General features: G+C 58.8%; 20 protein-coding genes. 13 read left to right on the top strand and 7 right to left on the bottom strand.

The window, feature by feature from the left end:
• The first annotated feature begins 67 nt into the window (after window positions 1-67).
• The gene (locus FIV03_RS17850) at window positions 68-2,347 is read left to right on the top strand and encodes a bifunctional diguanylate cyclase/phosphodiesterase (RefSeq protein WP_152510493.1); all 2,280 of its coding nucleotides are present in this window, start codon (window positions 68-70) and stop codon (window positions 2,345-2,347) included.
• 76 nt (window positions 2,348-2,423) lie between these two features.
• Here the strand turns inward: FIV03_RS17850 and FIV03_RS17845 are convergent, their stop codons facing one another.
• On the bottom strand, window positions 2,424-3,380 hold the full coding sequence (locus tag FIV03_RS17845) for a methylmalonyl Co-A mutase-associated GTPase MeaB (RefSeq protein WP_152510492.1): 957 nt from the start codon (window positions 3,378-3,380) through the stop codon (window positions 2,424-2,426).
• Between the two features lie 41 nt (window positions 3,381-3,421).
• Entirely contained in the window at window positions 3,422-6,094 is a 2,673-nt protein-coding gene (ppdK, locus tag FIV03_RS17840) for a pyruvate, phosphate dikinase (RefSeq protein ID WP_152510491.1), read from the bottom strand.
• A gap of 326 nt (window positions 6,095-6,420) precedes the next feature.
• On the opposite strand from ppdK, the gene FIV03_RS17835 reads away from it, so the two are divergent.
• Both FIV03_RS17835 and FIV03_RS17830 read left to right on the top strand, forming a co-directional pair.
• Window positions 6,421-8,208, top strand: a complete 1,788-nt coding sequence (locus tag FIV03_RS17835; RefSeq protein WP_077292633.1) for a tetratricopeptide repeat protein — start codon at window positions 6,421-6,423, stop codon at window positions 8,206-8,208.
• 12 nt (window positions 8,209-8,220) lie between these two features.
• Window positions 8,221-9,102 (top strand): 4-(cytidine 5'-diphospho)-2-C-methyl-D-erythritol kinase, encoded by an 882-nt coding sequence (locus FIV03_RS17830; RefSeq protein ID WP_209009695.1) that lies wholly within the window; start codon window positions 8,221-8,223, stop codon window positions 9,100-9,102.
• A 97-nt stretch (window positions 9,103-9,199) separates the two neighbouring features.
• Here the strand turns inward: FIV03_RS17830 and FIV03_RS17825 are convergent, their stop codons facing one another.
• Window positions 9,200-10,135 carry a polyprenyl synthetase family protein gene (locus FIV03_RS17825; protein WP_205838387.1) on the bottom strand — a complete coding sequence of 312 codons (936 nt, stop codon included), beginning with the start codon at window positions 10,133-10,135 and terminating at the stop codon, window positions 9,200-9,202.
• 255 nt (window positions 10,136-10,390) lie between these two features.
• Between FIV03_RS17825 and FIV03_RS17820 the strand changes: the two genes are divergently transcribed.
• Together FIV03_RS17820 and FIV03_RS17815 are read left to right on the top strand one after the other, a co-directional pair.
• Window positions 10,391-10,627 carry a DUF2007 domain-containing protein gene (locus FIV03_RS17820; protein ID WP_055654874.1) on the top strand — a complete coding sequence of 79 codons (237 nt, stop codon included), beginning with the start codon at window positions 10,391-10,393 and terminating at the stop codon, window positions 10,625-10,627.
• Window position 10,628: 1 nt separating this feature from the next.
• Entirely contained in the window at window positions 10,629-11,438 is an 810-nt protein-coding gene (locus FIV03_RS17815; RefSeq protein WP_152510489.1) for a methyltransferase, read from the top strand.
• 17 nt (window positions 11,439-11,455) lie between these two features.
• Here FIV03_RS17815 and FIV03_RS17810 read toward each other — a convergent pair whose 3' ends face one another.
• Together FIV03_RS17810 and FIV03_RS17805 are read right to left on the bottom strand one after the other, a co-directional pair.
• Complete coding sequence (locus FIV03_RS17810; protein WP_031269297.1) at window positions 11,456-11,728, bottom strand: Usg family protein; 273 nt, start codon at window positions 11,726-11,728, stop codon at window positions 11,456-11,458.
• Between the two features lie 147 nt (window positions 11,729-11,875).
• On the bottom strand, window positions 11,876-12,223 hold the full coding sequence (locus FIV03_RS17805) for a cytochrome c (RefSeq protein WP_152506295.1): 348 nt from the start codon (window positions 12,221-12,223) through the stop codon (window positions 11,876-11,878).
• A gap of 163 nt (window positions 12,224-12,386) precedes the next feature.
• Between FIV03_RS17805 and FIV03_RS17800 the strand changes: the two genes are divergently transcribed.
• From FIV03_RS17800 to FIV03_RS17790, 3 genes are all read left to right on the top strand, one after another.
• The gene (locus FIV03_RS17800) at window positions 12,387-13,319 is read left to right on the top strand and encodes a MoxR family ATPase (protein WP_023001036.1); all 933 of its coding nucleotides are present in this window, start codon (window positions 12,387-12,389) and stop codon (window positions 13,317-13,319) included.
• 50 nt (window positions 13,320-13,369) lie between these two features.
• Window positions 13,370-14,584 (top strand): VWA domain-containing protein, encoded by a 1,215-nt coding sequence (locus tag FIV03_RS17795; RefSeq protein ID WP_152510488.1) that lies wholly within the window; start codon window positions 13,370-13,372, stop codon window positions 14,582-14,584.
• A gap of 360 nt (window positions 14,585-14,944) precedes the next feature.
• Window positions 14,945-15,820 carry a hypothetical protein gene (locus FIV03_RS17790; RefSeq protein WP_152510487.1) on the top strand — a complete coding sequence of 292 codons (876 nt, stop codon included), beginning with the start codon at window positions 14,945-14,947 and terminating at the stop codon, window positions 15,818-15,820.
• Between the two features lie 51 nt (window positions 15,821-15,871).
• Here FIV03_RS17790 and FIV03_RS17785 read toward each other — a convergent pair whose 3' ends face one another.
• Complete coding sequence (locus FIV03_RS17785; protein ID WP_209010077.1) at window positions 15,872-16,351, bottom strand: L,D-transpeptidase; 480 nt, start codon at window positions 16,349-16,351, stop codon at window positions 15,872-15,874.
• Window positions 16,352-16,703: 352 nt separating this feature from the next.
• Between FIV03_RS17785 and FIV03_RS17780 the strand changes: the two genes are divergently transcribed.
• Window positions 16,704-17,318, top strand: a complete 615-nt coding sequence (locus tag FIV03_RS17780; RefSeq protein WP_152506291.1) for a YceI family protein — start codon at window positions 16,704-16,706, stop codon at window positions 17,316-17,318.
• A gap of 77 nt (window positions 17,319-17,395) precedes the next feature.
• On the opposite strand, the gene FIV03_RS17775 is transcribed toward FIV03_RS17780, so the two are convergent.
• A complete protein-coding gene (locus FIV03_RS17775; protein ID WP_152510486.1) occupies window positions 17,396-18,499 on the bottom strand; it encodes a branched-chain amino acid ABC transporter substrate-binding protein in 1,104 nt (367 codons plus the stop codon).
• Between the two features lie 323 nt (window positions 18,500-18,822).
• Between FIV03_RS17775 and FIV03_RS17770 the strand changes: the two genes are divergently transcribed.
• The 4 genes from FIV03_RS17770 (at window position 18,823) to FIV03_RS17755 (ending at window position 22,572) form a co-directional block, all read left to right on the top strand.
• Complete coding sequence (locus tag FIV03_RS17770; protein WP_023001030.1) at window positions 18,823-19,350, top strand: flavin reductase; 528 nt, start codon at window positions 18,823-18,825, stop codon at window positions 19,348-19,350.
• A gap of 48 nt (window positions 19,351-19,398) precedes the next feature.
• On the top strand, window positions 19,399-20,409 hold the full coding sequence (locus tag FIV03_RS17765; protein ID WP_189640135.1) for a P1 family peptidase: 1,011 nt from the start codon (window positions 19,399-19,401) through the stop codon (window positions 20,407-20,409).
• 68 nt (window positions 20,410-20,477) lie between these two features.
• Window positions 20,478-20,996, top strand: coding sequence for a DUF3833 family protein (locus FIV03_RS17760; protein WP_152510485.1), 519 nt, complete (start codon window positions 20,478-20,480; stop codon window positions 20,994-20,996).
• Between the two features lie 88 nt (window positions 20,997-21,084).
• Complete coding sequence (locus tag FIV03_RS17755; RefSeq protein WP_152510484.1) at window positions 21,085-22,572, top strand: transporter substrate-binding domain-containing protein; 1,488 nt, start codon at window positions 21,085-21,087, stop codon at window positions 22,570-22,572.
• Window positions 22,573-22,614 lie beyond the last annotated feature (42 nt).

Genomic DNA, 22,614 nt, shown 5'->3' with positions numbered 1-22,614 from the left:
ACTTAGAATTTGCGGCATTCCTTAACCCAGATCGACAATACTCGGGCCAAAGAAATCGGGCTCGTATATGTACAATTCGTCTAAAAACTCCGGCGGCCAGATAGCAAACGCGATCATTATTCCGATGGTCGTAATCGTCATGATATCCGTTGTCGGTATTTTCGGCCTGTTGCACTGGTCTGCCCGCCTGTCGGACGAAACCGCTGTCGAATCCCAGAACAAGCTCATTTCCGGCGCATTGCAGCTGACCCAGAATTACATGGTCAAGCAGCAGAACGGCGTCGTGATCTGGGACGAAGCCTATCACCGGGTCAACCAGATCAACCCGGATGAAGGCTGGATCTACAACAACCTGATGCACTGGCTGTTCCAGAACCACGGTTTTTCCAAGTCGATCCTGATCAATCGCGATTACGGCGTGCAATATGTCTACGCCCAGAACCACACCAACCAGTGGATGACGCAGGAGCTGCTTCAGGAACTGAAGCCGGCCATTGCCAAGGTGCGCGCCCGCTACATCATTTCCTTCCGCCGCACACCATCCGGGCTCTACAGTTTCATTCCGCAAAGCAGCGACGCGCGCCGGTCGATTGCCGAAACCGGCCTCGTCTCCCTGGCAGGCGAACCGTATCTCTTCAGTGCCGCCGCCATCATGCCGCAGATCCAGTCGATCTCCCGGGTCCGTTTCCCGCCGTCAGTGCTGGTAAGTCTGGTACCCTTGCGGGGTGAAAAGCTGACAGAAATCTCGGAAATGTCTCGCCTTGACGGGTTTGTTCTCGCCAACAACCAGACCCAGCGCGATGGCGTCGGCAGGTTTCAACTGAAGTCCCCGCTTGGACAGGATGTCGGCCTGATCGCCTGGCAGACAACCGAGCCCGGCAGCCAGATGATACGCCGGATCAATCCGTTCCTGGCCTTGGCGGCGTTCATGATTGCGGCCGTGGTCATTGCCGTGACCATCTTCACCCGCCAGATGACCAAACGTCTTGCACGCAGCGAAGCCAAGGCAGTCCACTCCTCACGTCATGATGCCCTGTCCGGCCTGCCGAACCGCGCACGGTTCCATGCACTTTTGACGGACACGCTGGACGAAAGCGTTGCCAAGGGAACGAACACGGCCGTCGTCTACATCGACCTCGACCATTTCAAGGACATCAACGATACGCTTGGCCATTCCGCCGGTGACAAGGTGATCACTGCCGTTGCCCAGAGACTGCAGCGCGTCATTCCCGAATCCGGGATCGTTGCGCGCATCAGCGGCGACGAATTCGCGATGGTCATCAAGAACTGCGAAGACGATGTCTGGCTGGAATACATCCTCGACCAGGTGCAGGACGAAATCGGCCGTCCGATCATGATCGGGCGCCGTGAGCTTCACGCCAGCCTCTCGATGGGCGCTGCCATTGCCCCGCGCGACGGCAACGATCCGGACGAGCTGCTGCGCAAGGCCGATATCGCGCTTTATGATGCCAAGGCAAATGGCCGGAACCGCCGTTCCTTCTTCGAACCGAACATGGAACATCACGTCCAGTCCAAGGACCGGCTGTCCCGCGAACTTCGGCTGGCACTCAAGAACGACGAACTGACACTTGCCTACCAACCGCAGTCCGACACATCGGCCAAGCGGATCGTCAGCGTTGAAGCTCTTGCCCGCTGGACCAAGGAAGACGGCACCGTCATTTCCCCGGCGCAGTTCATTCCGGTGGCCGAGGAAACCGGTCTGATCAACGAACTGGGCATCTGGGTGCTCAACAAGGCCTGCGCCAAGGCGCACGAATGGCCCGGCATCACCGTTTCGGTCAACGTTTCGCCAAACCAGTTCAAGCACCCGCGGTTCGTCGAAAAGGTGATGGCGATCCTTGCCGCCAACAACCTGCCGCCACAGCGCCTGGAAATTGAAGTCACCGAAAGTGTTTTCGCGGGCCGCAACGATTCGGTGCTGAAGGCCCTGCGCAGGCTGAAGAACCTGGGCGTGAAGGTTGCGCTCGATGACTTCGGTTCAGGTTATTCCAGCCTCAGCTACCTGCGCCGGTTCCCTTTCGACACGCTCAAGATCGACCGGGATTTCGTTTCCGACATGAACGGCAACGCCGAAGCCGAGGCCATTCTGGTATCGATCATCCAGCTCGGCAAAGCGCTCGGCATGACCATTGTTGCCGAAGGCATCGAGACGCTGGAACAGATCCGTTTCCTGCAGGCACACGACTGCAACCGAATGCAGGGCTACTACATTTCCCGGCCGCTGACAGACACCGCCCTGACCGCGTTCCTGGACGAATTTCACCGCATTGGTACGCCCGGTTTCGGCACAGACCTGAGCTACCAGATACGCGCGGCGGAAGCTTGACGACACTTCGTACGGGCAAATGCCTGCCAGCCGGGTCTTCGAATTTGTCCGGAACCACCTTGGATCGTTGCCAAGCTCAAAGACCCAGCAACGGACGGAGCCTGGCGGCAAACCCGTGAAAGCTCGCAAAGGGCGCTGTCTCGGCCAATGTCAGCCAGTCCTGCCCTGCTCCGGCAGCCAGCTTCAGGCCAGCGTGACCGAATTCCGTACGCACCATATCCTTGAACCAGGCAACATGCTGCGCTTTGCGCTGACGGTGCAAGGCTTCACCGGACGCGATGTGCGCATGGTGGCGCGTCCAGTGGTCCACCAGATCATCAACACCGCTGAGGGTTTGCGCGGAGACTTCGCACACAGGCACCTTCCACCCTGCAGTGCTGTCGGCATCGCTCAATGACAGGGCACCCGCGACATCCGAGGCAGCCCGACGGGCGAGCACCCCCATATCTGCCTTGGTGACAGCCACGATATCCGGCAGCTCCATGATGCCGGCCTTCATGAACTGCAGACTGTCGCCCGATCCGGGCTGGATACACAGAACAACCGTGTCGACAGCCTGCTTCAGGTCACCTTCCGATTGTCCGATACCAACGGTTTCAACGATCACGCAGTCGCACACGCAGCGAAGAACGGCAATCGCCGCAACCGCATGATCGGAGAGGCCCCCGAGGCGATCTCGCGCCGCCATGGAGCGGACGAAGACGCCATCGTCGGATGGATCGGTTTTCAGGCGGGTTCGGTCACCCAGAAGGGCGCCACCGGTCACCGCGGAAGACGGATCGATGGCCAGCACCGCCACGGTCTGCCCCGCGGCCCGGCATGCCTTGATGAGAGCATCCGTCAGACTTGATTTGCCAACGCCGGGCGGACCGGTGAGGCCCAGCACTTTCGCGGAGGCTTCACCGGCGGCAGAATCCAGAAAAGCCGCGGTTTCTGCATCCTCCGCATGGCTTTCCAGCCGGCTGAGCACACGTGAAAGCTGCCTCTTGCCGCCCGCACGCAAGGCGTCCAGCTTGGGGTAGGCATCGCTCACACCGCACTCCCTGTCGTCTCGACGGGCCTTCCCCGCCTCATTCAGCTTCCGGACTTGAACTTCAAGGCTGCCTGCGCTGCCGCCAGGCGGGCAATCGGCACGCGGAACGGCGAGCACGAGACATAGTCCAGACCGACGCCTTCGCAGAAGGAGATCGAGGCCGGATCACCGCCATGCTCCCCGCAAATGCCAAGCTTGATGTCGGGACGGGTCGACCGGCCGCGTTCAACGCCGATCTTGATAAGCTCACCCACGCCTTCCTGATCGAGAGAGACGAACGGATCCTGCTCCAGCAGGCCGCGCGTCTGATAGGTCCCAAGGAAGGAAGCCGCATCATCACGCGAGATACCGAAGGTGGTCTGCGTCAGGTCGTTGGTACCGAAGGAGAAGAACTCGGCAGACTGTGCGATTTCCGCCGCTTTCAGGGCGGCGCGCGGCAGTTCCACCATGGTGCCGATCTGATATGTCAGTTCCGCTCCGGTTTCGCTCATCACGGCTTTTGCCATGGCCTCGATGCTCTGGCGAACGAGGTCGAGTTCTCCCTTGAGGCCAACCAGCGGAACCATGATTTCCGGAACCACCGGTGCGCCGGTTACCTTGGCAGCCTCGACAGCCGCCTCGAAGATGGCCCGGGCCTGCATTTCGGCGATTTCCGGATAGGAAACCAGCAGACGGCAGCCGCGATGGCCGAGCATCGGGTTGAATTCTTCCAGTGCCAGCGCCCGATCACGCAGCAACTCCGGATCGGCACCCATGGCTTTTGCGACGTCCGCCAGCTCCTCTTCCGATTTCGGCAGGAATTCGTGCAGTGGCGGATCCAGCAGACGGATCGTTACCGGCAGGCCGTGCATGATCTCGAAGAGATCGGTAAAGTCCTGCCGCTGCATCGGTAGGAGTTTTGCAAGTGCTGTCCGGCGCCCGGCTTCGGTCTCGGCCAGGATCATCTCGCGCACGGCAATGATACGCTCGCCTTCAAAGAACATGTGCTCGGTGCGGCAAAGGCCAATACCTTCAGCGCCGAACTCCCGCGCAACCTTGGCGTCTTGCGGCGTTTCCGCGTTGGTGCGCACGCGCATGCGGCGCACCTTGTCGGCCCAGCCCATCAGCGTGCCGAAATCGCCGGAGAGTGTCGGCTGAAGCATCTCGACCTCACCAACCAGAACCTGCCCGGTGGCGCCATCGATGGTGATGATGTCACCTTCCTTCAGCTGCCGTCCGGCAGCATTGATCACACCGTTGCGATAGTCGATCCGCAGCATCCCAGCCCCGGCGACACATGGCTTGCCCATACCGCGCGCCACCACGGCTGCGTGGCTTGTCATGCCGCCGCGGCTGGTCAGAATACCCTCGGCCGCATGCATGCCATGGATGTCTTCCGGACTGGTTTCCACGCGAACAAGAATGACCTTGCGCCCTTCCGCCTTGGCTTTTTCCGCCTCGTCGGAGGAAAAGACGATGGCACCGGATGCAGCGCCGGGAGACGCCGGCAGGCCGGTCGTGATCACATCGCGCTTTGCTTTCGGATCAATTGTCGGGTGCAGGAGCTGGTCGAGCGCAGCAGGCTCCACGCGGCCAATGGCCTCTTCCTCACCCAGCAGCCCTTCGGCAACCATGTCGACCGCGATCTTCAGCGCCGCCTTGGCGGTGCGCTTGCCCGACCGGGTCTGCAGCATCCAGAGCTTGCCCTTCTCGATCGTGAACTCCAGGTCCTGCATGTCCCTGTAATGGGCTTCCAGCTTGGCACAATAGGTCTGGAATTCGGCAAATGCCTCCGGCATCAGCGCTTCCAGCGACGGGCTGGAAGACCCGGCCCCGATGCGGGCCTTCTCGGTGATATCCTGCGGCGTCCGGATGCCCGCAACCACGTCCTCGCCCTGTGCATTTACCAGGAACTCGCCATAAAGGGCGTTTTCACCAGTGGAAGGGTTCCGGGTAAAGGCTACGCCGGTCGCGGAGCTCTCGCCCATGTTGCCGAACACCATGGCCTGAACGTTGACGGCAGTGCCCCAGGAGGACGGCAGATCGTGCAGGCGGCGATACGTCACGGCACGCGGCACCATCCAGGAACTGAAGACCGCGCCAATCGCGCCCCAGAGCTGTTCCTGCGGATCCTGCGGGAACGGCTTTTCCAGTTCTTCTTCCACCAGCGCCTTGAACTTCTCGATGATGCCCAGCCAGGCATCCGCATCGATCTCGGTATCGAGCGTCAGTTCGTTGCGTTCCTTGTACTCTTCCAGAATTTCTTCAAATTCATGGTGGTCGAGGCCCAGCACCACGTCGGAATACATCTGGATGAAGCGGCGGTAGCTGTCGTAGGCGAAACGCCTGTCTCCCGCCTCTTGCGCGATCGCTTCGACTGTCTGGTCGTTAAGGCCGAGGTTCAGGACGGTATCCATCATGCCAGGCATGGAAACACGGGCACCGGAGCGTACAGAAACCAGCAGCGGCCGTTCCGGGTCACCAAACTTTCGGTTGGTCGCCTCACCGACCTTGTCCAGCGCTTCAGCAACCTGTGCTGTCAGAGCGTCCGGATAGGATTTGTCATGCTCGTAGTACCAGGTGCAGACTTCCGTGGTGATGGTGAAACCCGGTGGAACGGGCAGACCCAGGCTGCTCATTTCGGCCAGGTTTGCGCCCTTCCCACCGAGAAGATTACGCATATCCGCTGCACCTTCTGCAGCACCATTGCCGAAACTGTAGACCCACTTGGTCATCTGATACTCTCCTCGCCTAGTTCGGTCTGCGGCGTCTCGCACGCAGCCAACTCGCATTATCATTCCGGCAGCAATCGGGCCGCACCGGCACCAGATCTTTTTGCACCGCACATTCCTGCTACGGCAACTGCTTGTCTTCAAGCCCTTTTTCAGCGAAACCGGTTATGATTGGTCGTAAGTCTTAGCATTTCCGACGTTGAGCAAAATCAAAAGGATTTAAACCCGCAGAAAGTTATCCCGGGCGCCTTGCCGGTCAGCCTTAAAGACGCCATTGTCAAAGGTAATAAGCAGTAAACCCACCAGATTCAGGGACAGAAGTGCGAACAATGATGACAAATCCGACCGGTGCCGTTTCGACCAGGGATCGCAGTCCTCTCCGCCGGAAACTGCTTGCGCTGGTCAGCGTGCTCGCGCTTCTTCCCGCTACCGCACTTGCCGAAACGAGCACCGAACCGGAAACTCTTGGCACACCGTCCGATCTGCCGTTCACACTGTCCGGCAGCTACCTTTCCGGCCGCCTCGCCGGTTTCCAGAAAGACTACGCCCAGGCAGCGGCGTTTTACGAAGAAACCCTTGCCGCCGACCCGAGCAATACGATGTTGCTCGAACGCACCTTCCTCCTGAAGTTGGCCAATGGCGATGTCGAACAGGCCGTTGTCTACTCCAAGGAGCTGGAAAGCGCCGGTCTGCAGAATTTCCTCGCGCAGCTGACGCTCGGTGCGCAGGAGATGCTGGACGGCCGATATGAAAAGGCCAACGAAGAACTTGAACGGGGCCGGAACGGCCCGCTCGCGCAGCTTTCCATCGGCATCTCCCGCGCCTGGACGCTTTATGGCAGCGGCAAGATCGACGAAGCCGTCGCGATGATTGATGGACTTGAGGGACCGGACTGGTTCGAAGTGTTCAAGTCCACCCACAAGGCACATCTGCTGTTTGCCGCAGGGCGTAACCAGGAAGCCCTGGAAGCCGCCGAGAGCGCCTATGCCATCGACCAGGGTGCCTTGCGCGTCGTGGATGCCTACACCCGCCTTCTGGCCGCCAACGGACGCCAGAAGGAAGCACTTGATGCGCTCGATCAATACGATGCCCAGTTCCGCGGTCACCCCAAGCTTGACCAGACCCGCGAGGCTATCAGCAGCGGTGAGATCATTCCGCCGCTCGTTACTGATCCGGCAGCCGGCATGGCGGAAATCCTCTATGGCCTTGGTGCCGTAATCGGCCGCGATGGCGGTGAAGAGCTTTCCACCTCCTATCTGCAGCTTGCGCTCTACCTCGATCCGAAGGCTGAATTTGCAGCCATTGCTCTCGGCAGTGTCTTTGAGCGGATGGAGCAGCCGGAACGGGCCATCGAAGCCCTGATGATGGTCCCCGATGACAGCGTGCTGAAGCGCGAAGCCGAAATCCAGGTCGGCATGAACTACAATGCCCTGGAGATGGTTGACGAAGCCCGCAGCCATCTGGAAGAGCTGATCAAGCAGGATCCCTCGGATCTTGAAGCCGTGATCGCACTTGGCAACATCCTGCGTGCGCACGAAATCTATGAGGACGCCGAGGCGACCTACACCAAGGGCATCGACACCATTTCCGAACTGCAAAGTCAGCATTGGCTGATGCTTTATTTCCGCGGTATCGCCCGGGAAAGACTGGGGAAATGGGAACTTGCCGAAGCCGACTTCCGCAAGGCACTTGAACTCAACGAAGATCAGCCGCTCGTGCTCAACTATCTCGGCTATTCCCTGGTCGACCAGGGCCTGAAGCTGGATGAAGCCCTGGGCATGATCAAGAAAGCCGTCGAACTGCGCCCAACAGACGGATACATCGTCGACAGCCTTGGCTGGGTTTATTTCCGTCTTGGCCGCTACGAAGAAGCGGTGAAGGAACTGGAGCGGGCTATCGAGCTTCGCCCGGCGGATCCGGTCATCAATGATCACCTGGGCGATGCCTACTGGATGGTCGGTCGTCGCAACGAGGCAAGGTTCCAGTGGAACCACGCCCGCGATCTTGGACCGGACGCAGAGGAATTGCCGAAAATTCTGGAAAAGATTGCCGAAGGCCTGAAGGAGGTTCCGGGAACGGATGCCGCCAAAGCCGAGACCGGCAAAAACGGCGGCTAACCGGACACACCCATGGCCCTAGCCTCAAAGTCTTCCCCCCGGGTGGAGCTGGCCCGGGCCAAGGTGAATCTGGCACTGCATATTACAGGTCGGCAGCCGGACGGCTATCATCTGCTGGATTCGCTCGTGGTCTTCCCCCAGATCGGCGACAGGCTGGCGATAGAAGCTGCCGGTGAGCTCGACCTGCAAGTCGAAGGCCCGTTTGCGCGAGACCTGACGGGCCCGGTCGACGACAACCTCATCCTGAAGGCCGTGCGCAGCTTCGCCGAAAAGGCCGGTATTGATGTTCCACAGGTTCGTCTGACACTCACCAAACGCCTGCCTGTCGCTTCCGGCATCGGCGGCGGCTCCAGCGATGCAGCAACCACCTTGCGCCTCCTGGAAGACTTCACCGGTATCTATCTTGCCGAGGAAGATCTGCACGCGCTGGCGCTGACGCTTGGGGCGGATGTGCCGGTTTGCCTGTTTCCGGAACCCCAGATCATGCGCGGCATCGGCGGCGACCTGAGTGCCGGTCCGGACCTTCCGGCTTGCGGTATCGTGCTTGTAAACCCGAGGGTCGGCGTATCCACTCCGGAAGTCTTCAAGTCCATGGAGCAGCGGGACAACGCTCCCATGGATCTCATGCCGGAAAAGTTTGAAACGCTGGCCTCGCTGGTCGCCTATCTGGCAAGCTGCCGCAACGATCTGCAGGACCCGGCCAAGGATCTGTGTCCTGAAATCGGTCAGGTTCTGTCCGAGCTGGAAGCCGATTCCCGCATCGACCTTGCAAGGATGTCCGGATCCGGTGCGACCTGCTTCGGCCTGTGTGAGTTGAATGCCGCCATGGACGTCGAGCGTGCATTGCGTAGCAGCCACCCAGACTGGTGGATCGCCTCCGGGCCGCTCTCCTGACAAAACACGGACTTGGCTTGTAGAAAACAAAGAAAAAGCCGCCATTTCGAAAATGGCGGCTTTTCGATTTCATCTGAAAAACAGAGACTTGTAAGCGTTAGCTCACACGCGAGATGCAGAAGGCAACAGCATCACCCAGGGCATCGCTGTGCGCACCGGACGGCAACGTGTCCAGTGCAGCAAGAGCCTTGTTGCCGTAGTCCTTCGCCCGCTCGACCGTTTCAGACAAGGCGTCGTATTTCTTCAGAAGCTCGATGGCCTGTTCCAGATCACCGTCCTGGATTTCCTCGCCTTCCAGGCAGCGTCGCCAGAAGTCGCGATCTGCATCAGTGCCACGGGCAACGGCCAGCACCACCGGCAATGTGATCTTGCCTTCGCGGAAATCGTCGCCGACATCCTTGCCGAGATCTGCGGAAGAGCCACCATAGTCGAGAGCGTCGTCAACTAGCTGGAACGCATAGCCGAGTTCCATGCCGTAGGTCCGCGCGGCCCGCTTCATTTCGACTGACTGCCCGGCAATCACGGGGCCGACTTCGGCAGCAGCGGCAAACAGAGCGGCGGTCTTGGCCTCGATCACCCGCAGATAGTCTGCTTCGGTCGTGGCGATGTTCTTTGCAGCGCCAAGCTGCAGCACTTCGCCTTCCGCAATGACTGCGGATGCCGTGGAGAGGATGCGCAGCGCTTCCAGCGAACCGACATCGACCATCATCTTGAAGGCCTGTCCAAGCAGATAGTCCCCGACAAGAACACTTGCCTGGTTGCCCCAGAGCTTGCGCGCTGCAAGCTTGCCCCGACGCATGTCGCTTTCGTCCACGACATCGTCATGCAGCAGCGTGGCGGTATGCATGAATTCCACGCTGGCCGCCAGCGTGACATGACCATCGCCCTGGTAGCCGAACATCTCGGCACAGGCCAGCGTCAGCATCGGCCGGAGCCGCTTGCCGCCGGAGGAAATCAGGTGCTTGGCGATTTCCGGGATCAATTCAACATTCGATCCTGCCTTCGACAGGATCAGATCGTTGACCTCGCCCATGCCGCCGGACACCAGATCAACGAGCGGCTGAATGCTCGGACGGCGCGGCTGATCGTCTGTATAAGTTGCAACAACGGCCACTAATGGCACTCCCTGAATATTTGTGCGGACAATATGTTGCGAACGCCTTCGGGGCAAGCCGCCAATCCATTGACAAACTGTTGAAATGCCGCAATCAGCTGGTTTTGCTGTAAACCGGTCGGATGGGGCTTTCCGTTCGACCGCAGGACATGGACCGCTAACGCCGGGAATCTTATGGAAGAACTAGTCAGAACAAACGATCCCGTCCTGATTTCCTTTCTGGAATCGATTCTTGAAGATGCCGGCATCAAACATTTTGTCGCAGACGGCAACATGAGCATTCTGGAAGGTTCGCTGGCCATGATCCCGCGCCGCATTCTTGTCGATTCAGACCAGATCCAGATGGCGCGCAAGCTGGTGCGAGACGCCGGTCTGGAACATGAACTGCGTCCGGAAAGCGGCCGGGCCTGACATGACTTCGCCGACGGACAGCACCGAATGCACATCTCAGGAAACGACCCATGACGCCTTTCTGGGCGGCAAGGTCTATGTGCATCAGCCCAAGCGTGGCCGGCACAGGGCGGGCCTCGACGCGGTCTATCTGGCGGCGGCCCTGCCCGATGGTACCCGGGGGCATGTCATCGACCTTGGCGCAGGTGTCGGCACCGCCGGGTTTTGCGCCGCGGCGCGCTTGCCGGATATTCGGGTAACGCTGGTCGATATAGACGAGACCGTGCTTGCCCTTGCCCGTCGCGGCCTTGAAGACCCCGCCAATGGCGCGTTTTCCGCCCGTGTTTCCCTTCTGGAGGCTGATATTACGGCCAAGGGAAGTGCGCGCCACGCAGCCGGTCTTACCCCCGCAATGGCGGACCATGCCATCATGAACCCGCCCTACTATGAGGCGGACCGTTTCCGGGCATCGCCCAACAGTGCTCGTGCCGGCGCGCATATGCTCGATGACCGGGGACTGGAGCCGTGGGCGAAAACAGCAACGGATATTGTCAAGGAAGGCGGCAGCCTGACCGTCATCTTTCGGGCCGACGGTCTGCAGGAACTGTTGAGCGTTCTCAAGGGCCGGTTCGGCGCAATCGAAGTCATTCCGCTTCGTCCAAGACCGGAAGCGGCAGCAACACGTGTTCTGCTGCGCGCCATTCGCGCCAGCAAGGCCCCCTTGCGGCTGATGCCGGGGTTCGTATTGCATGAGGGGGACGGATCCGAATTCACCCCTCAGTCAAAAGCCGTCATGCGTGATGGCGAAGGACTTGGCCTCAGCGCGCGCTGATTCCTGTCCCGCCTATCTCAGTGCACCACGATTTCTCCGTCCGCGTAGCGGAAATCAACCGGCGAGATCAGGGTCTGATGCGCAACGCGAACGGAGTGGATGCGACCTTCTATCTCCCGTTCCCAGAACACGAGAAACCTGGTCAGTTCGGGAAATTTCGGCGCCAGATCTTCCGTTTGCCACAGGAAACTCTGCAGCAACTTCGGATGATCAGGCAGACGGTAGAGGATTTCCGCCGTCATCAGTCCATAGCCGAGAAGGCGCTTTTCAAAGTCGGAGCTGGTTTTCATGCCAATCCTTTCTTCTGTGCAAAGAAAGATTGTCACGGAAATCTGGTTAACCAAACCCGACTTTTGGATATTTGCTGTTTAAAAACAGCAATTTAGCAGCACTCTACAGGCACTGCTAACAACAAGAGCCTTGGGCCGCAAGGAGCATCATTTCACTTGAATGGTGGTCAGATACCCCAGAAAGGCGTCGATGTCATCCGGTTCCAGCGCGAATTCCGGCATGTTGTCATGTGCCGTCACGATGCCTTCCGCCAATGGTTCTTCCAGGCTTTCCAGCGGATACCGGCTGGAAAGATCACGAAAGGCAGGCGCACCAGCCTGTGCACTCTGGTCGTCCCTGCCGACTGCATGGCAGGTAGCACAATGGATTTCCGCCAGCTCCCGGCCGGTCGCAACGCTCACCGGATCCGTCGGATAAGCTCCGTCAGAAGCCAGGGCAGACGATGTTGCAAACAGGATGACGGCGACACCAAAAAACGGCTTGCTGCGCGACACTCTACTTCCCTCCCTTGAATCAGTTTCGCTTTTATAGAAGGTTCGGAAACAGAAACCCATTAGGGGGAACACGGTGGCCACGGAAAATGTGCCTTCAACACCAATGTTCTCGACGCCTGTATCTCTATATAACCGGGATCAGCACCCGTTCACCGGAGGAAACATGAACCAGCTGCCGGCTTCCATTGACGACACTCTCGCCCTGATGGATCAGGCGGGCTACGTGGCCGACCGGTCGCTTGCCACCGTTCTGCATCTGGCCCTGAAGATGAAACGCCCCCTGTTTCTGGAAGGCGAAGCCGGTGTCGGCAAGACGGAAATTGCCAAGGTCCTGTCGTCGACACTCGGAAGAGACCTGATCCGCCTGCAATGCTACGAAGGCCTCGACGTCGCCTCCGCGGTCTATGAGTGGAACTACCCCGCTCAGATGGTCGAAATCCGCGTCGCGGAAGCAGCCGGTGACACTGACCACTCCGAGCTTTCCAAATCGATTTTCGACGAACGCTTCCTGATCAAGCGCCCCGTGCTGCAGGCGCTCGAACCTTCGCTGGCAGGCGCGCCGGTGTTTTTGATCGACGAACTCGACCGGGCGGATGAAGCGTTCGAGGCTTTCCTGCTGGAAGTTCTGGCGGATAACCAGGTGACCATTCCCGAACTCGGCACCGTGAAGGCGGCAGAGCCGCCCATCGTCATCATCACCACCAACCGCACGCGTGAAATTCACGATGCCCTGAAACGCCGCTGTCTCTACCACTGGGTCGACTACCCCGATGCCGAGCGTGAACTGGAGATTGTCCGCCGCAAGGTTCCCGGCGCCGCCCAGCGCCTTGCAAGCGAAGTGGTCGCCTTCGTGCAGAAGCTGCGCGCCGACGAGGATCTCTTCAAACAGCCGGGTGTCGCCGAAACGCTGGATTGGGCAACAGCTCTTTCCGAACTCAACGAAATGGCGCTCGATCCGGACATGGCATCCGACACGCTTGGCGTTCTGTTGAAATACCAGGACGACATCGAACGCGTCCGTGGCTCGAAAGTGCGCCAGATGATCGACGACATCCGCAAGGACGCTCCGCACCAGCAATCCATGCCGGCGGTTTGAACAGGTGACAAGAGTACAACGGGCCCATCGCACTCATCCGGGAGGCTGCAATGACAACCTCTCCTGAGTTGCGATCGCGGATCACGGACAACATCGTCTATTTCGCGCGCACGCTGCGCAAGGCGGGCGTTCCCGTCGGCCCCGCCTCCGTGGTGGATGCGGTCGCGGCCGTGGAAGTCTCAGGCATCGAAAACCGTGAGGACCTCTACTGGACACTGCATGCGGTCTTCGTGCGCAAACGCGAACAGAAGGTGCTGTTCGACGAGGCTTTCCGGATCTACTGGCAAAGCCGTGGATTGATCGAGAAGATGCTGGCGATCCTGTCGCCGGTCGCCCCGCCCAGAGGTGAGCCTGAAAAACCGAAAGCCGGCCAGACACGGGTCTCGCAGGCGTTTCAGGCAGCGCAGGAGCGGGTCGCCGAGGAAACCGTTCCCCAGATCGAGATCGATGCAAAGTTCACCGTCTCCGGCAAGGAATTGCTGCAGACCAAGGACTTCGCCCAGATGACGTCGGATGAAATTACCGAGGCCAAGCTGGCGCTAAGGGCTATGACAATGCCGTTGGACAAGATCAGGCTTCGTCGCCTCAAGCCGTCGTCCAGAGGAAAAGTCGATCCACGCCGTACCTTGCGCGCCTCCATGCGGGCCGGTGGCGACATAATTGATCTTAAATTCCGCAAACCGGCGGAAAAGCGGCCACCGCTTGTCGCCCTTTGCGATATCTCCGGAAGCATGAGCCAGTATTCCAGGCTTCTGCTGCATTTCCTGCATGGTCTGACCGTGGAACGGCGGGATGTACACACATTCCTGTTTGGCACCCGTTTGACGAACGTCACGAGACAATTGCGCATGAAGGATCCTGACGAGGCCCTGGAAGCTTGCTCGTCAGGTGTCGAGGACTGGTCGGGTGGCACCCGCATCGCCTCTGCGCTGCATGATTTCAACCGGCATTGGTCTCGCCGCGTCCTTTCGGGACAGCCGACCGTACTGCTGATCACCGACGGTTTGGAGCGCGATACGGACGAGGATCTTGAGCGGGAAATGGACCGGCTGCACCGCTCTTGCCGTCGTCTAATCTGGCTTAATCCCCTGCTGCGCTTCGAAGGTTTCGAAGCAAAGGCAAAGGGTATCCGCGCCATGCTGCCGAATGTGGACGAATTCAGGGCGGTTCATTCGCTCGACGCGGTTGCCGATCTTGTCGCTGCGTTGACAGGTTCAGGTGGTCGCGACAGCAGTGCCAATCCGAAGCGTTGGCTGAAACCGTAACGTTGGTAGCCCATTGCTCAGACGTGTCCAATTGACATTCAAAAGTCTGGATGAGGGCGCCTGACTGGCCTGGTTTCATGCAGGTTGGAAGCAGGTGATTTTCTGCCTCAAAATGACGGCACTAACAAAGAGACCCTGCCAGCTTCGTGTTGGGGCACTGGAAGTTGACAGGGTCATTTGAGAGGTCGTTTACAGGCCTCGGATCCACCATATATTCAATTTCATGAAACTAAATGCGACATGCTGCCTCTGCGGCAGGGTGTGCGCTGCCGCATGAACTTGGCCTCGAAACCGCGATTAAACTGCGCTACACTTTTGTGGTGTGAAACAACCGTTACTTCTTGAATTTGCTACCGCGTTATGACCAGGAACAATAATCAGGATCTCGACAAAACAGTCTACCATCAAGTGATTGGCTGTTCGCTTCTGCTCGTCATCCTGTTTGGTCTCGGACACAACGTCTATCTTTCTTCCGGCGATCCCTTTTCCGGCCCAAAACCGTCTACTCATCCAATCACAGCACTTGGTTTTCTCATTCTGGCCGGAGCTATCTTCTTTCGCCAGCAATGGGCGCGCTCGGTCTGGCTCAGGGGTACCTTGTGCTGCCTGATGATCCTGCTGTCGGGCCTTCGTATTGCCGAGGGCCTGTTTCCGGATCAGATCACGCTATTTGCCGACAGCTGGCTGTCCCATTCACTGGAATCGGTCAATATGTACGGCCGATTCTCGATTGAAACGGCTCTGTTCCTGTTTTGCTGCTTCAGTTTCGAGCTTTCCCAGGAACGGCATACGGTCGTCAGGCTGCTTCTGGTGTCTGTCTGCCTGGCCGTATTGTCGTTCGGCTTTGCGGAAACAGTCTATGCGTTCTTTCTGTGGGGGAACGAACTGTCGATGATCACGCAATTCGGCATGTGGCTGGTGTCGGTAGACCTTTTGGTCCAGATGCGCAATCAGGCTCCTTTCCAGAGTGTGATGCAACCGGGCAGATCAAATTTCCACCGTCAGTTCACCGCGCTTGCTCTTTACCTGCTGCCCATGATCATCGGCACGGTCGTGCTTCATAAAATGCAGATTTCCCCCTCCGAGCAGGCCCCGTTCGAGCTGTTCTTCGCGGGAACAAGCTGCCTGCTGCTGGGTGTCGTCCTGATGCTGGGAACCTATCTGGACCGGAAGAAACCTCCCGAAAATGCCTGGTCGGAACCGTCGTCCGGACGCAGCCGCAAGCGGGACAGGTAAGACTGATCTCCTCGCCAGTTACCGGCTAGCCAACGAGTGCACTCGGCTGGTTCAGGGCAATGCCACCACAGGTGTGCGAACCGTTACCCTTTGAAACAGGTCCTCGATGTCGTGGTTGGCCATCCGGATGCAGCCATAAGAAACCGCGCGCCCGATGGAGCCAGGCCGATTGGTACCGTGAATGGCGTAGTTTCCGTTAGACAGCGTCATCGCGGCAACACCCATCGGGTTGTTGGGCGCACCACCGCGAATGACCGTTGGCAAATGCGGAAAGTCTCGACGGACTTCGTCCGACGGCGCCCAGTCGGGCTTCACATATTTAGCCGTTATGAATGCCTGTCCGGTCCAGGATTTTTGCCGTTTGCCGACTGCAACCTTGTAGCGGATCGCCCTGTTGGCGCCGAGCACCAGATAAAGCCGTTTTTCGGAATTCTTGATGACGATTGTTCCAGCGCGAAAGCGGGCATCGGAAAAGCCCACCACTTCGGCGGCATTGGCAGACTTCGGCGCGACACTGATTGCAACAAGCATCACCAAAGGTATGAAAACGCGGAACAAGGAGACCAGACGCATTACAAACTCCGTGCAGTTGCGCCGAGATTACCTTGCCCCTTCCCTTGAAAGAACCGGGACAGGCCTAATTTCTTACCAAAAGGTTAATCAGCACTCCGACGTGAAGAGACAATACGACCAGCCAACTGGTATCTGGGGGTGAGCGAATACCGGTCGAACAACTGCATCTTTGCCTGTGACAGGCGTCACCGCGTCTGACGGAGCCTCATGAGATAGTGCGTCCACGGCTCGGAGAGAGAGCCTGAGTTGAAAAACTTGCGGAACATGGCCGCACCAGTTGCATCGTTGATCTTGTTCAAGGACCTGTCGAATGACCCAAACATCTGCCACGACACGCGGCTTCAAACGCCCCTTTCGAAAAACCGTCGCAACCTTCGCCTGTCTTGTCGCACTTGCCGCGGCACCTTTGCCTTCATTCGCCGGATCCCTGACTGGCACCTACCTGCTGTCACCGGCTCAACTGGCCACCGGCTTTTCTGTCCGGGTCCTTGGACGCGGTCCTGTAACGGGTGAATTCAAGACCGTATCCGGCAAGATGACACTTGATCAAAACCGCCCGGAGAAGAGCCGTGTCGTCGTAAAGGTCGACCTGAGAAGTGTTCACACTAACAACGACAAGGTTACAGGTTTCCTGAAGAGTTCTGCCATGTTCGATGTCGCCAACCACCCGGTGGCCACATTCCAGAGCACCCGGGTTCATATTACCGGCCAGAACACGGCGGAAGTCGAAGGCGTCTTGAACCTTCGCGGAAAGCAGAAACGCACCAAGCTTTCGGTGAAGATTACCGACAGCAAGGCAAACGGTCAGGTCGGGTTCGAAGTGTCAGGCGGGTTTTTCCGCAGTCTCTATGGCATGGATGCCGGTTTGCCGATCTACGCCGACAAGGTCAATCTCGAGATCAGAGGCACCGGAAAACGTAGCTGACCTACACCATTTGCCTTTTATTCCTGAGAAGCACGCGTGCCTGCAAGGGCCGCGTGCTCTTGCATTATGGGGCAGATCTAGCGGGCTTCTGGCACACTATTGCGCCACTCATAGACAATGTAGTCCGGTAGATTGCTGTCGCCGTTGCCGTCGAAAGTTACATCTCCGAGCACCGTGTCGAAGGTTCCTTCCTGAAGAGCAGTCGCCACGCCTTGCAACGCCGTACCACCAGCGACCTCGACAGCCTGTGCCCAGGCCTGAATTGCGGCATAGGTCGTCAATGTGAAGCGATCCGCGGAACCTCCCGCTGCTTCCAGATCAGCAACCAGTTCCTGCGCTTCGGGGCGATTCCGGGGAATCTCCGGATAGGTCAGCAAGGTTCCATTCCCCGCCTCACCTGTTACGGACCAAAAATCCTCCGTCATCAGTGCATCACCGGCCACCAGCACCGCGCCCAACCGCTGACGGTCCATCTCCAGCTTTATCAGCCCCGCTTCCGGGTGATAACCGCCCAGGTAAACAACATCGACAGCCTGAAGCTTCAGTTGCGACACGAGGCTGCGGAAATCGTCACCGCCTGCGTCAAACCCCAGCGCCATGCTCTCGCTGGTTCCCAGCTCGTTCACGACCGCCTTGACCGCGTCGGCAAGACCTTTGCCGTAGGCTGTCTTGTCATGCAGAATTGCAATTCGTTTGTCGCCGAATTCATTCACCAGCAACCTGCCGGCCACGTCCGCCTGCCGGTCATCCCTCGGGGCGAGACGAAAAATGCCTTCGCCTTGCCGCTCATCGGTGAATTTCGGCAAGGTCGTTGCCGGTGACATCTGAACGATCCCTGCTCCGGCATAGACTTCAGAGGCTGCAATAGAGCTGCTGAAACAAAGATGGCCGGCAACAAAGACAACGTCTCTGCCGATCAACTGGTTGGCCACGGCCACAGCCTGGTCCGCATCACAGCCATCGTCGACGGTTTCCAGCACCAGTGTCTCGCCATTGACCCCGCCAGCCGCATTGAGGTCGGCAATTGCCTTTTCCGCGCCGATACGCATTTCTTCACCGAAAGCAGCAAACTGCCCCTTCATCGGCCCGGCAACAGCGATCCGGATGTCGGCGACAGCAGGTGTCGCAACGGCGCTGTAAGCCAGGAGGCCAGCACTGGCCAGAAACTGCTGAAAGGTCATTCGTCTCCCCAAGATCCGGTGATCCCCCCCTACCCCTAGCGCGGCCCGGTCCGCAGCTCAATCCGCACTTGTGGCTTAGGTGGCAAATGCGGAACACCTGCCCCATATGAATTCATGAGCTTTCCGGCCCAAGACTTCGGTTGGATGGGTTTACGAGACCTTCCGACGCGCATTCATAAGGTGTTGACCTTGAAATATCAGAAAAACCCGTCTGCCTCATGTCGGGCACAGCATGGTCTAGGCATCCTTTCCGTGGCCGCCTAAACTCCCGTCCGCGTCCGACAGACGAATGATTCCCGCTGAGCCGCCCAGGAGCCGACTTGATGTCCCCAACCTCTTCAGAATCCGAAGACCAGGACAGGCTTCCTCTGGAGACCGCCATTTTTAGGGAAGCCATGAGCCGGATTGCAGCTGCCGTCCACGTGGTGACCACTGACGGCCCCGGCGGCCGCATGGGTGCAACTGTTTCGGCTGCCTGTTCTGTCAGCGACGAGCCCGCCAGCATTTTGATCTGCCTGAACAGGAAAACGCGCATCCATGGCGCGGTTCTCGAGAACCGCTGCTTCTGCCTCAACACTCTCAGCGACGATCACGAGGAAATTTCCGACACCTTTGCCGGGCGAGACAAGCTGGACATGCCGCAACGGTTCGAGAAAGGCGACTGGACCAGTCTGGCCACAGGCTGCCCCGCCCTCGACAGCGCACGTCTCAGCGTCGATTGCGAAGTCTATTCAGTCACCGAAATGGGGACGCATTCGATCATCGTCGGCACCGTGACCGACCTTCGGATGACCGATCCCGGCAAATCCCTTCTCTATGTCCGCCGGGGCTACAAAAGCCTCGACACCTGACACGCAGCCGATCACACTCCTTATCGTCCACCTTTAATCGAGGACCGTCTGCCCATGGCCGGTTTACGCAACCTGATCACCGATGTCCCGGGCCTCAAGGTCGGCAATGCTTCCGATCTTGAACTGAAATCCGGGGCGACCGTGCTCGTACCGGACGAACCCGCGGTCACCTCGGTGGCCATTCACGGCGGTGCACCTGGCACCCGCGAAATCGCGCTCTTGGAGCCGGAGCAGACCGTCGAGAAGATCGACGCCATCGTGCTGGCTGGTGGGTCCGCCTTTGGTCTGGATGCCGGTGCAGGTGTCCAGGGACGCCTTGCCGAACTGGGTTACGGGTTCCAGGTCGGCCCGGTCCGCGTTCCGATCGTTCCCACCGCCATCCTGTTCGACCTCCTGAACGGCGGCGACAAGAGCTGGGGACAGGCTGCACCTTACCGGGATCTCGGCCGGTCTGCACTTGATGCAATCGGCCATGATTTTTCCCTCGGTTCCATCGGTGCCGGCACCGGGGCCACCACCGCAAATCTGAAAGGCGGCCTCGGGTCTGCCTCCCATGTACTGGAAAACGGCATCACGGTCGGCGCCATTGTCGCGGTGAACGCGCTTGGGCGGGCAACCGTGGGGGACAGCGCTCACTTCTGGGCGGCGCCCTTTGAAATCGGCGATGAGTTCGGTGGCCTGGGAATGGCGCATCCGCTACCGCCAGACAGCATCACGGTCCGCACCAAACTTGATGGCCTCAAGGCCGGTGCCAACACCACGATCGCGGCTGTTGCGACCGATGCCATCCTGACCAAGGGCGAAGCGAAACGCCTCGCGGTGATGGCTCATGACGGGCTGGCGCGAGCTCTCTGGCCGGCCCACACACCGCTTGATGGCGATCTCGTCTTCGCCCTCTCCACGGGCCAGCGCCGGATGGAAAACGGACTGGAAGACATGGTTCAACTCGGTGCGGCAGCCGCTTCGTGCCTGGCACGTGCCATCGCCCGCGGCGTCTATAATGCGTCCCCGGCAACTGACGATCCGGTCCCAACGTGGCGAGAGCGGTTCGGAAGCTAGTTACCAGATCCGACGTGTGCCGACCTGCGTAAGCTGGGCAGATTTTCCTGAAGGAGGTTCTGCCCACCATGACCCGCGTTCACCGTTTTCTGCTTCTCGCCATGTTCGTCACAGGTGTCTGCGCTTCTGTTCCGGCCGACGCCAAATCCTTGGTGCTGGAAGAATTCTTCCGCGGAAAAACGGTGGGCAAGGGCGTTTTTGAAAGCAGGATTGCCGGTGTCTACCGCCCATTCACCGTCACGCTGACAGGAACCTGGAACAGCAAGACCTTTACGCTCCGGCTTCGCGAGGATTTCGTCTACGAAGACGGCGAACGTGATACCAAGACCTGGTTCTTCCAGAAGGTTGCCGAAGACCGATACATCGGCCAGAGAGCCGACGTTCTGGGTCCGGCAAACGTTCGTACGGATGAAAACGGAGACCTTCGTTTCTCCTACGTCGCGCGCCTGGAGACTGAGAACGGGCCATTGCTGCTTCGTTTTGACGACACGCTGACACAGGTCGACAGAAACACGGTCAGGAACACCGCCAAGGTCCTGAAGGCCGGGATTACAGTGGGTACGGTTTCGTTGACATTTAAAAGATAGAGCTTCCAGGGCTCAGGGACGACTTGGCGCTTGATCGGGAGTGATTTCAAGCCTTTACTCTGCGGATGAAATTGTCCGTGGGGGCTTCATGATACCGATCCGGCACTTCCTGCCACATCTTCTGAACTTGATGTTTTCAATGGCTCTTGTGGTAGCGGGCCTTGCAAGCCAGTCCACCTTGGCAAGCGCCATGGGCACGGGCCTTGCCGAAACGCTTGAAAACAAACTGCTTGAACCTTTCGACGGCGACTTCGACGCCTTGCTCAAGCGTGGCTACATTCGGGTCCTGATCCCGTTTTCAAAGACCGGATATTTCATCGACAAGGGTGTTCAGCGCGGCAGCTCGGTTGATCTCATGACCGAGTTCGACAAATACCTGGACAAGATACACGAGAAGAAGGCGAAGGATGCAAAGCTCGTACTTGTTCCGACCCCGAGAGACCACTTGTTTTCTGATCTTGCCGCGGGCAAGGGCGACATCGCGATCGGCAATCTGACCATTACCCGCGAACGGGAAGATCTGGTCGCCTTTTCGTCCCCTTTGCTGAAGGATGTGCACGAAGTACCGGTGACCGCCACAGGGGTTGCCGACCTTCCCTCACCTGAAGCCCTGTCAGGTCAGACCGTTCATGTCCGGGCTTCGTCTTCCTATTATCAGAGCCTCAAGGCACTTAACGACACGCTCGGCCAAAATGGTGCCAAGCCGGTCGACATTGTGACCGCTGACGAGCACATGGAAGACGAGGATCTTCTGGAAATGGTGTCAGCCGGCGCCATTTCCATGGTGATCGTGGACCAGCACAAAGCCGAACTCTGGCTGGAAGTTCTGGACGGCCTGAAGATGCATCCCTCGGCAGCCGTGCGCACGGATGGGGAGATTGCCATAGCCGTTCGCAACAATGCGCCGGAACTTCTGAAGGAAGTCGATGCCTTCGCCGCCACCGTGACAAAAGGCACCCTGCTCGGCAACATCATCCTGAAGCGATATCTGAAAGAGGCCGACTACCTCCGGGACATGCGCAGCGCGGACTACAAGAACGATCTCGCCAGTCTCCAAACCATTTTTCAGAAATACGGCGACGAGTATGAAATCGACTGGCTGTTGATCGCCGCGCAAAGCTTTCAGGAATCGCGTTTCGACCAGAAAGCGCACAGCCGCGCGGGCGCCGTTGGACTGATGCAGATCAAGCCGGCTACGGCCAGGGGCGACCCGATCAACATCAGCGGAATTGATGCAGATCCGGACAAGAACGTTCAGGCAGGCGTCAAATATCTTCGTTACCTTGCCAACCAGTATTTTGCCGGTCTTCAGACACGGGATGCCAACCAGACCTTCTTTGCGCTTGCAGCCTACAACGCCGGCCCCAGCCGGTTTGCCAAACTGCGCGAAAAAGCAAAGCAACAGGGTTTTGACCCGGACAAGTGGTTTGACAACGTCGAGTGGATCGTGGCTTCCGAAATCGGCCGGGAACCTGTCGATTACGTCGGCAACATCTACCAGTATTACGTCGTGTTCTTCAACGAACAGCAGCGTCGGCAAACAGAAGCCGCCGAGAAAGCGGCAGCCGGAAATTAGGATCTCTCGCGGGCAACATGAGGACGTTCAACGAAAGCTGTT

The organism is Labrenzia sp. THAF187b (assembly GCF_009363375.1).
GTDB lineage: Bacteria > Pseudomonadota > Alphaproteobacteria > Rhizobiales > Stappiaceae > Roseibium > Roseibium algicola.
The sequence above is the reverse complement of the archived record's forward strand: the minus strand, read 5'-3'. Positions and strand labels throughout refer to the sequence as shown.